Genomic DNA, 10,232 nt, shown 5'->3' on the forward strand with positions numbered 1-10,232 from the left:
TTATATACTCTTATTTAGCTGCATCAATTGAAGCGGCGTCGTTTACTGAGCCACAGATCATTGCTTTATCAATTCGTTTAGCAAGTCCTGTTAATACTTTACCAGGACCAAATTCGTAGCTTTGTGTTACATCTTGCACAACCAAGGCTTGTACTGTTTCTGTCCAGCGAACTGGGCTGTAAAGCTGGCGTACTAGTGCGTCTTTAATTGCATCAGCTGACGTTTCAGCTTTTACATCAACATTATTAATTACATCACACTTAGGTGTATTAAATGTTAAAGCGGCTAAGTCTGCTGCTAGCTTGTCAGCTGCTGGCTTCATTAACTCACAATGTGAAGGTACGCTAACAGAAAGTGGTAATGCACGTTTAGCACCGGCATCTTTACATGCTTGCGATGCTCTATCTACTGCCGCTTTATGGCCTGCGATAACAACTTGACCAGGAGAGTTGTAGTTAACTGGAGATACAACCTCACCTTGCGCTGAGGCAGCACAAGCCGCTTTAATTTCTTCATCGCCTAAGCCAATAATAGCAGCCATTGAACCTACGCCTGCTGGCACGGCTTCTTGCATGTATAAACCACGGTTTTCAACAAGCTTTACGGCTTCGCTCAAGCTTAATACATCGCTACATACTAACGCTGAGTATTCACCTAAGCTGTGACCCGCCATAACAACGTCTGCATCAGGGTTAGCTGCTAACCAATCACGGTAAATAGCAACACTTGCAGTTAGTAATGCAGGTTGTGTGCGGTGGGTTTGATTTAATTTTTCTTCTGGGCCATTAATAACTAGCTCTGCTAAGTCGTAACCCAGTGCATTTGACGCTTCTGTAAATGTTGCTTTAACAATGTCAGAACTCTCTAGTAGTTCTTTTAACATACCAACGCTTTGCGAGCCTTGACCTGGGAATAGAAGTGCAATTTTTTGTGCCATACTTTGCTCTTTTTAATTAAACAAATAAATAATGAAATACACGGCACATCAATTATTGATTAACCGCCGTGTCTTTAGAATGTGTTTTTTCGAAAATAGCGGCTATTTTATCAGGAAGTTGACGTTCAACCTCTTTTACCGCTTCATCAATTGCTGCTTGAAATGCTTTAGCTGACGCATTTCCATGACTTTTAACGACAATACCGCGCAATCCTACCAGAGAAGCACCGTTATACTGGTCGGGGTTCACCCTTTTATAGAGTTTTTTTATTATTGGGCGCAATATAAACGCCATACATTTATATAAAAGGTGCTTTTCGAGTGCGGTTGTAAACTTATTCATAATAAGCTTGGCAATGCCTTCACATGTTTTAAGTGCCACGTTACCCACAAATCCTTCGCATACAATTACATCAGCCTTACCCGAAAAAATATCACTTCCTTCGCTGTAACCAATATAATTAATATGTGGGCTTTGCTGCATTAATTGTGCAGCTTGTTTAATATCGTCGTGGCCTTTAATGTCCTCAGCGCCAATATTTAATAAACTAACGCGAGGATTATCCAAACCAAGTGCTTGTCCAGCAACAATAGAGCCCATAATGCCAAACTGATACAACATTTGCGCATCACAATGCACATTAGCACCTAAGTCAAGTAAATATACTGGGTTTTTAAGCTCTGTAGGAACAGATGAAATGAGTGCGGCACGTTTAACACCTGGCAGCATTTTTAATACATAGTGAGCCATAAAAAATAGAGCGCCGGTATTACCTGAGCTAACACATGCTTGAGCCTCGCCCGATTTAACTAAATCTAGGGCAACACGCATGGATGAATCTTTTTTTGAACGCACAGCAATTGCTGGTTCACAGGCATTAGTGACTATTTCACTACAGTGACGAATTATGAGTCTAGGATGAGGTAGAGAATCGAGGGATTCGAGTTCTTTAGATATAACGTGTTCATTGCCACATAAAATGAGAGTTAAATTGGCATGAGCATTTACCGCACAAACGGCAGCAGGAATAGATGAACGGGGGCCGTAATCGCCCCCCATCATATCTAACGCTATGGTTAGATCTTTCAGCATATAAGTAATCTCTTATTTAGAAATTACTTGAACGCCTTTGTAGTAACCATCTGCAGTCACATGGTGACGACGATGAGTCTCACCAGATGTTTGATCTACAGTTAAAGTTGGACCACTGATCGCATCGTGTGAACGGCGCATGCCGCGTCTTGCACGAGACTTTTTGCTTTTTTGTACAGCCATAGTCTTCTCCTAAGAATCTTTCTTAAGTTGTTTCAAAATATCAAATGGATTAGGTTTATCATCTTCCGCCTTTAATACACCAAAGCTGGCAGGCTTTGCTGAATAACTGCATGAAGCTTCGTTGTGGGTAGCTACTAATGGAATTGCTAAAATTAGTTCGTCTTCAATTAAATTAAAAACGTTAACTTCACCATTTTCATCAAGCGCTACTTCATCGTAGTCTTCTGGAAAAATATCTAACTCTGTATCTTCACCTACTGGTGAATATGCAAAGTCTTGAACCAAATCCAACCCTAAATCACCATTACAACGTTGACAAATGACAGTAACGTGTGTGGACAAATTGCCTCTAATCACAGCGAAACCTTGATCATCGTTTTTGCAATGTATTTTTACCGCTATTTCACCTACTTCTTCCTGCACAACTTTCTCTAAACGAGTAAGTTTTTCAAGCGGTACAATTCCGTCATACTTTAAACGGTGCTGCGCTGCTTTGCCTGGATGAAGAGTGATGGGAATTTTCACCTTTTGCATAGGGGCTGCATCATATAGATAGTTAGTTTGTTAGTCAAAGTAAAAAACCATTTTTACTTGGTTTTTAACGTGTTTTACTCTCGGATCTGATTTATCCTAACTCAATCTGAATTATTGAAGGAAAACAGTCCGTGAAGCACCCACTTATTTTAGCGTCAAGCTCGCCTTTTAGGCAGTCTTTATTACAAAAATTTAATTTACCATTTGATACGTTTTCACCGGATGTTGACGAATCAGCACTTGAAGCCGAAACACCTACTGAACTGGTTAAGCGTTTAAGTGAATTAAAAGCCTCAGCAGCTAATAAACACTTTAACAAAGGGTTAGCTATTGGATCAGACCAAGTCGCTGTATTTAACAATCAAATTTTAGGTAAACCACATAATAAACAAAATGCCGTAAAACAACTAAATTTATTTAGCGGTAATACTGTAACATTTTTAACAGGGCTTTGTGTTTACGATATTGTAACTGGCACTAGAAAAACCTGCGTAGAACCTTTTAATGTGTCGTTTAAAACACTTAGTGACGCACAAATTAGTGCTTATTGCGATGCTGAGCAGCCTTATAACTGTGCTGGCAGCTTTAAGAGTGAAGGGTTGGGTATTTGTTTATTTGAAAAACTAAGCGGAGACGATCCTAATAGCTTAATTGGATTACCATTAATTAAACTCAGCCAACTACTGGCTGAGTTTGGTATTGATGTACTTACTGCTCAAACAAGTTCTAGTTAAATAAATTAACCAAGCAGAACCTGTTGCAATTGCAGATAATTACCTACTGTTGCAACAGGGCTAAACTTATTTAGCTGCTGTGCGTTATGTACACCCATTGTTACGCCAATTCTATCCATGCCAGCAGCTTTTGCCATAGTCATGTCTATTTGAGTGTCGCCAATCATTACAGCGTCTTGAGCGCTTATGCCAAGTTCTTCAAGTAATTGATACAACATATCTGGAGAGGGCTTTGATTGCGCGTCATCGCTTGTACGTGTCGCACTAAAAAAATGCCTCAATTGACTTTGTTCAAGCAAACGCTCTAACCCACCCCTACCTTTACCTGTTGCAACCGCTAAAACAATGCCCTGCTCTTTTAAGGCACCTAAAACGTTGACAACATTATCAAATACAGGAGTTGGCGTGGTATCAACACTATATTGGTGTTTATACCCTTTAATTAGCGCTTGGTGCTGCGCTACATTATCGGGAAATAAAACATCAATTGCTTTTTCAAGCGACATACCAATAATATTTTTAATTGCTAAATCACTAGGCGACACTAAATTAAGTGACTCAGCACTACTACGAATACAGTTAACTATTTTAGTGACTGAATCCATAACGGTACCGTCCCAATCAAAAATGACGAGCTTATATTTTTTAACTGGGGCTACTTTTATCACAGTTTTGCATCTCGTAATTTTAGTAATGTATTTTTAAGCGTTTTATCTAGCGGTGCTTCAATACGCATGGTTGTTTCGTTTTTAGGGTGATAAAAACTTAAATCATGTGCGTGTAAAAACAATCGGTTTAACCCAACTTTACGCATAGAATCGTCGAAACCCTGATCGCCATATTTGTCGTCGCATGCTATTGGGTGACCTTTACATTGCGTATGCACACGAATTTGGTGCGTACGCCCTGTAACAGGCGATGCTTGTACAAGTGAGCAATCGTTAAAACGTTCAAGTACTTTAAAACGAGTATGTGAAGGTTTTCCCTCAGTGTTATCTACGCGTACTACGCGCTCGCCCGATTTAAGTGTATTTTTACGCAACCCTTCGGTTACGTTTTTAGTTTTAGAATCCCACTGCCCTTCTACAAGTGCCCAGTAATTTTTTTCCATTGTTTTTTCGCGAAGTTGTTCATGCAATGCGGTTAACACCGAACGACGCTTCGCTATAAGTAAACAACCTGATGTATCACGGTCAAGCCTATGAACTAGCTCAAGGCTACGTTCCTCTGGGCGAAGTGCCCGCAAAGCTTCAATTAAGCCATAACTTAAACCACTGCCGCCATGAACAGCCATACCTGATGGTTTATTTATTACGATAAGGTATTTATCTTCAAATATAATATCGTTTTCAAGGCGAGTTACTTTGTCTAATTTTGATGGAACAAATTCTTCACGCTCAGCAACTCTGATAGGTGCAATACGAAGTACATCTTCAAGCTGTAGTTTATATACAGGCTTAATACGCTTTTTATTAACGCGTACCTCACCTTTGCGCAAAAGTTTATAAATAGCGCTTTTAGGCACCCCTTTTAAATGGGTAATAAGAAAGTTATCAATACGCTGACCTAAATGGTCTTCGTTGATCGTGACATAAGTTACTTGTAAGTCGTTTTTTTCTGACATTGCCTAATCACTAATTTAAGTAAAATAATTTAGTTGCTAACACTGTAATAATAGTGGGATAATCAGCAGCGCAAATATTTAGTATTTGCAAATAACAACGGTGCTTTTTAACACATTAAAACATTCGTGATGCACATTCTGGGTAGCCGATCATACAGATCCGAGTTAAGTTTTCCAAAGCTTTTATGCCTCCTCAGTTAACACGTGCGATCAATTAACGGCAATGCGCGTAATATATTGCTGGTTAAGTTTGAACATGAAACGATTTTTAACGTGCTAGAGAAAGCAATGAACAGATAATTTGTCTGATAGTGACGACGTAAAAAACGTCGTTCAGCACTAGCTCAATTATTGTAGTACCGTATAGCAGCTTATTTAGAACTAAAAAAATCTAATAAATAAGCGTTCATTAACATCGGCAGCGATTTTTGCTCTTAAAACGGATATTAGCGATACATCAGTATGTATTGCTCACCAACTTAATGAGCCCTACGCGCCTAATATGAATGATATTTAGTAAGATTAATATGACAGGCCGACTTCTGGGTAAAACTTGTAAACGTAGCTGAAAAGCCGACAGTTTTAGCACCATTAAGAATTTAATAGCGATAATAATCGCTATTGTTTGCCAGCATTTAAAATACTGCATACGAGAAACAGAGCCGTTCCGTTAAAGACCCAGTCGTGAGGCTGCACATTCTAAAAATAGGGACAACTGAACAGGCGAGAAAAACATCGTCATGTCAGCGACATAAATAAGTAGAGTAACAATATGAAACGTATGCTAATCAATGCAACGCAGCAAGAAGAAATGCGCGTAGCACTGGTTGATGGCCAGCGCCTTTATGATTTAGATATCGAAAGCCCAGGTCACGAACAGAAAAAAGCCAATATTTATAAAGGCAAAATCACTCGCATTGAACCATCTCTTGAAGCAGCATTTGTTGATTACGGTGCTGACCGCCATGGTTTCCTTCCTTTAAAAGAAATTGCCCGTACTTACTTCCCTGCAGGTTACACTTTTCATGGTCGCCCTAACATTCGCGACGTGATCAAAGAAGGTCAAGAAGTTATAGTACAAGTTGATAAAGAAGAGCGTGGCCAAAAAGGCGCTGCGTTAACTACTTTTATCAGTGTTGCTGGTAGCTACTTAGTACTTATGCCTAACAACCCACGTGCTGGCGGTATTTCTCGTCGCATTGAAGGTGATGAACGTACTGAACTTAAAGAAGCATTGGGTCGTTTAGAACTTCCTAAAGGTATGGGCTTAATTGTTCGTACAGCGGGTGTTGGTAAATCGTTTGAAGAATTAAACTACGATTTAAAAGCATTATTAGTACATTGGGAAGCAATTAGACAAGCAGCCGATAGTGCTAAAGCGCCATTTTTAATACACCAAGAAAGCAATGTAATATTCCGTGCGATACGCGATTATTTACGTCGTGATATTGGCGAAATTTTAATTGATAAACCACGTGTTTTTGAAGAAGCTAAAGCGCACATTGAGCGTTTTCGTCCTGACTTTATGAGCCGTGTTAAGCTTTATCAAGGCGACACTCCTTTATTTACGCATTACCAAATTGAAAGCCAAATTGAGTCTGCGTTCCAGCGTGAAGTACGCTTGCCTTCTGGTGGTTCAATTGTAATTGACCCAACTGAAGCACTAACGTCTATCGATATCAACTCGTCTAAAGCAACTAAAGGCGGCGATATTGAAGAAACAGCACTTAATACTAACTTAGAAGCAGCCGATGAGATTGCACGTCAATTACGTCTTCGTGACTTAGGTGGTTTAATTGTTATCGACTTTATCGATATGACGCCTCCACGTCATCAACGTGAAGTAGAAAATCGTTTAAAAGATGCTGCTCGTCCAGATCGTGCTCGTGTTCAAATTGGTAAAATTTCACGCTTTGGTTTACTTGAAATGTCGCGTCAGCGTTTGCGTCCTTCATTAGGTGAAGCAAGCCAAGGCCCATGCCCACGTTGTAGTGGCCAAGGTACTATTCGTTCAAACGAATCAATCGCGCTTTCTATTCTTCGTTTAATTGAAGAAGAAGCAATTAAAGACAACACAGCACAAGTAAATGCACAAGTGCCTGTTGCCGTTGCCGCTTATTTATTAAATGAGCAACGTCGTAGTGTTCATCGCATTGAAAAACATCATAAATGTGACGTAGTGATTATTCCTAATCAACATATGGAAACACCACATTACGAAGTTATGCGTTTACGTAAAGACGAAACACTTGAAACGGTAAGTTACGGACAAGTTGTTGCGCCAGAACCTGAAGCATTTGAGATGTCAAAATCACCAAGTGCACCAGTACGTGAAGAGCCAATGCTAAAAGGTGTTGTAATGCCTTCTACACCGGCTCCACAAGCAGCGCCTACACCAGTAGCTCAGCCAGTAGTAACAGAGACTAAAACTGAAGGTGGCTTGTTTGAAGCAATCACTAAATGGTTTAAATCGTTATTTGCAAGCGAAACAGTAGAAGAGAAAAAAGAAGCTGTAGAAAAAGAGCAGCAAGAAGCGCGTAATAACGCTCGCCGTGGTAACGATAATCGTCGTCGTAATAACAACCAACGTCGTCGTAATAATAACCCGCGCACTAATAAACCACGCAATGAGCGCCCTGCTGCTGAAGAGGAAGTTAAAACAGACTCACCAGCAGCAACAAGCACCGAGACGCAAGAGAGAAACGAGAACCGCAATAAGCGTCGTCGTAACCCTAACTCTCGTAAGCGCCCAGAGCATAAAAGCGAAGAAAAAGATCAAGTTAAAACTGAAGCCCCTGTAAAAGCAGAAGTAGAAGTAGAAACTGATTCTAAGCCAGCTCAAGCTGTAGAGCCTAAAGAGCAAAAGCCTAAGGTTCGCCGTCAACGTCGTAACATACGTAAAAAAGTACGTCTGCAAGATGAAAACGCTGAGCAAGCAAACTCAACAGAGCAAACACCTGAACAAGCGGTAGTTACTGACACTCCACAAGTTCAAGAGCAAGCACCTGTTGTAGAAAAGCAAACACAAGCTCCGGCAGAAAAAACAGCTCACATTAAAGAAGAGAAAGTTGACGTTGTTGATTCTAACGATGAAGCAGCAACTACTGAAGACGAGCAAGAGCAAACACGTACACGTTCACGCCGTTCTCCTCGTCATCTTCGTGCATCAGGTCAACGTCGTCGACGTCCTGAAGGTGAAGCAGAAGTTAAATCTGACGAAGCCCCTGCATTTGTTCCAGTTGCTGATCAAGCTGCTGCAGAATATGAAGCAGAGCTTAAAGCTAAATCTGAAGAAACACCTGTGGATGCAGCACAACAAGTTGAACAAGCCGTTGCAGTTGAAGACTTAGCAAAAGTTGAAGCTGTAGAAGAGCCAGCTAAAGTTGAAACGCCTGTAGTAACTGAAGAGCCAGCTAAAGTTGAAGCTCCAGTAGCAACTGAAGAGCCAGCTAAAGTTGAAACTCCAGTAGCAACTGAAGAGCCAGCTAAAGTTGAAACTCCTGTAGTAACTGAAGAGCCAGCTAAAGTTGAAGCTCCAGTAGCAACTGAAGAGCCAGCTAAAGTTGAAACGCCAGTAGTAACTGAAGAGCCAACTAAAGTTGAAACGCCAGTAGTGACTGAAGAGCCAGCTAAAGTTGAAGCGCCAGTAGTAACTGAAGAACCAGCTAAAGTTGAAACTCCAGTAGTAACTGAAGAACCAGCTAAAGTTGAAACTCCAGTAGTAACTGAAGAGCCAGCTAAAGTTGAAGCAAAAGTGAAAACTGAAAAATCAGCACCGCATGTTAAAACAGCGGTTACTCAAGGGTCTGCAAGTGCGCCAATGGCACAGCCTACTCCTGTAGCTGATAGCGAAGTAAAACACACATCTGTAGCAATGGCTCACGATAAACGTGAACTAGTGCCAGATAGTGGTTTACGTGCGGGTTCTATCAAACCTGCTGGTCGTGCAAGTTCTGCAATGACTAAAACATTGAGTGTTGATTAATAACTAACACTTATTTAAAAGCCCCGCTATTTAATAAATAGCGGGGCTTTTTTGTTTACATACTTTGAATAATTATTAAAGTTTCTTCACGCCCATAATAAGCGATTTGTTCACAAAGAGGTTAAAAGACGCTGCGCTTTTAGAGGTAACAATAAAGCTAAATTGAAAAAGCTCCGCTAATAAACCATCGCTTGTGTTTTCTCATTTACTCCTCTTTCACTTCTCTTTGTGAAATAGATCTTTAAGTTGTTTTGTTAGCAAAGAAATTAAGTAAACAGAAGCGATGCTTCTCCCCCTGTGTCAGGATAGTTGTCGCCTCTAACTTTTAATAGAGGCAGATAAAATGAGACGTCGATTTACACAAGAATTTAAAGTTCACGCTGTTGAAAAAGCATTATCTCAATGTGATGATGTTCGCCTAGAAGATATTGCGTTTGATTTAGGCATCGGTTATTCAACCTTGCAACGATGGATCACGCTTGCTAAAAACCATGAACTTGAAACTAAAAATAATGGTAGTCACATGACAACAGAAAAACGCCCTCATGACTGGAGCTTAGAAGAAAGGCTTAACGCCATTATTGAATGTGCGAGTTTAGATGAAGCAGCTCTTAATGAATATTGCCGCGCTAAGGGGCTTTACCCGCATCATATTAAACAATGGAAGCAAGATTTTGCTAAAGGGCCTTCAACGAAGCCCGTAAAATCAGACAGTAAACAGCTCAAACAAGAAATTAAGCAGCTTCAAAAAGAGCTTAATCGTAAAGACAAAGCGTTAGCAGAAACAGCCGCCTTACTTGTACTCAAAAAAAAAGCAGATGCGCTTTGGGGTTTCAACGAGGACGATTAACCAGCTCAACTGAACGTCATGAACTGATAGAGCTCATTACCGACGCGCAGAAATCAGGGGCAAGGCAAGAAAAAGCATGTGAGTTACTTGGTCTAACGGCAAGAACAATTCAACGCTGGATTGAAGCTGATGATATGACAGATAAGCGAACAAGTACGATAAAGCGACCACCTAACAGGCTAACTGAATTAGAGCAACAGCGTATAATTAAGACGGTTAATTCAATAGAATATGGACATTTACCACCCAGCAAGATAGTCCCTAAACTATTGGATAAAGGTGTGTGGATAGC

General features: G+C 40.4%; 9 protein-coding genes and 1 pseudogene. 4 read left to right on the forward strand and 6 right to left on the reverse strand.

Features of this window, described 5'->3' with window-relative positions; genetic code table 11:
• Nucleotides 1–10: 10 nt before the first annotated feature.
• Genes fabD through yceD form a run of 4 tightly spaced genes read right to left on the reverse strand, consistent with a single transcriptional unit; the run spans nt 11 to nt 2,747 of the window.
• Nucleotides 11–937 carry an ACP S-malonyltransferase gene (gene fabD, locus AAEY68_RS03770; RefSeq protein WP_350585499.1) on the reverse strand — a complete coding sequence of 309 codons (927 nt, stop codon included), beginning with the start codon at nt 935–937 and terminating at the stop codon, nt 11–13.
• Between the two features lie 52 nt (nt 938–989).
• Entirely contained in the window at nt 990–2,030 is a 1,041-nt protein-coding gene (plsX, locus tag AAEY68_RS03775) for a phosphate acyltransferase PlsX (protein ID WP_007585728.1), read from the reverse strand.
• Between the two features lie 12 nt (nt 2,031–2,042).
• Nucleotides 2,043–2,213: a 50S ribosomal protein L32 gene (gene rpmF / locus AAEY68_RS03780; protein ID WP_002962381.1), complete on the reverse strand. Its 171-nt coding sequence runs from the start codon at nt 2,211–2,213 to the stop codon at nt 2,043–2,045.
• Nucleotides 2,214–2,222: 9 nt separating this feature from the next.
• Entirely contained in the window at nt 2,223–2,747 is a 525-nt protein-coding gene (gene yceD / locus AAEY68_RS03785; RefSeq protein WP_007585727.1) for a 23S rRNA accumulation protein YceD, read from the reverse strand.
• A gap of 131 nt (nt 2,748–2,878) precedes the next feature.
• On the opposite strand from yceD, the gene AAEY68_RS03790 reads away from it, so the two are divergent.
• Complete coding sequence (locus AAEY68_RS03790; protein ID WP_350585500.1) at nt 2,879–3,481, forward strand: Maf family protein; 603 nt, start codon at nt 2,879–2,881, stop codon at nt 3,479–3,481.
• A gap of 5 nt (nt 3,482–3,486) precedes the next feature.
• Here the strand turns inward: AAEY68_RS03790 and AAEY68_RS03795 are convergent, their stop codons facing one another.
• Nucleotides 3,487–4,149: an HAD-IA family hydrolase gene (locus tag AAEY68_RS03795; RefSeq protein WP_350585501.1), complete on the reverse strand. Its 663-nt coding sequence runs from the start codon at nt 4,147–4,149 to the stop codon at nt 3,487–3,489.
• A complete protein-coding gene (rluC, locus tag AAEY68_RS03800) occupies nt 4,146–5,105 on the reverse strand; it encodes a 23S rRNA pseudouridine(955/2504/2580) synthase RluC (RefSeq protein ID WP_350585502.1) in 960 nt (319 codons plus the stop codon). Before rluC ends, AAEY68_RS03795 begins: the two co-directional genes overlap by 4 nt.
• A gap of 772 nt (nt 5,106–5,877) precedes the next feature.
• Between rluC and rne the strand changes: the two genes are divergently transcribed.
• From rne to AAEY68_RS03815, 3 genes and pseudogenes are all read left to right on the forward strand, one after another.
• On the forward strand, nt 5,878–9,090 hold the full coding sequence (rne, locus tag AAEY68_RS03805) for a ribonuclease E (RefSeq protein WP_350585503.1): 3,213 nt from the start codon (nt 5,878–5,880) through the stop codon (nt 9,088–9,090).
• A 343-nt stretch (nt 9,091–9,433) separates the two neighbouring features.
• Nucleotides 9,434–9,940 (forward strand): transposase, encoded by a 507-nt coding sequence (locus AAEY68_RS03810; protein ID WP_350585504.1) that lies wholly within the window; start codon nt 9,434–9,436, stop codon nt 9,938–9,940.
• A pseudogene (locus AAEY68_RS03815) lies at nt 9,916–10,232 on the forward strand (IS3-like element ISPpr7 family transposase); the annotation flags it as partial. The gene AAEY68_RS03810 and the pseudogene AAEY68_RS03815, both read left to right, overlap by 25 nt.

The organism is Pseudoalteromonas sp. RB2-MNA-CIBAN-0110 (assembly GCF_040309305.1).
GTDB lineage: Bacteria > Pseudomonadota > Gammaproteobacteria > Enterobacterales > Alteromonadaceae > Pseudoalteromonas > Pseudoalteromonas arctica.

Bases quoted from the DNA above. Each gene is read 5' to 3' on its own strand.
- AAEY68_RS03810 (WP_350585504.1), top strand. From the start codon at position 9,434: ATGAGACGTCGATTTACACAAGAATTTAAAGTTCACGCTGTTGAAAAA.
- rluC (WP_350585502.1), bottom strand. From the start codon at position 5,105: ATGTCAGAAAAAAACGACTTACAAGTAACTTATGTCACGATCAACGAA.
- fabD (WP_350585499.1), bottom strand. From the start codon at position 937: ATGGCACAAAAAATTGCACTTCTATTCCCAGGTCAAGGCTCGCAAAGC.
- plsX (WP_007585728.1), bottom strand. From the start codon at position 2,030: ATGCTGAAAGATCTAACCATAGCGTTAGATATGATGGGGGGCGATTAC.
- rpmF (WP_002962381.1), bottom strand. From the start codon at position 2,213: ATGGCTGTACAAAAAAGCAAAAAGTCTCGTGCAAGACGCGGCATGCGC.
- rne (WP_350585503.1), top strand. From the start codon at position 5,878: ATGAAACGTATGCTAATCAATGCAACGCAGCAAGAAGAAATGCGCGTA.
- yceD (WP_007585727.1), bottom strand. From the start codon at position 2,747: ATGCAAAAGGTGAAAATTCCCATCACTCTTCATCCAGGCAAAGCAGCG.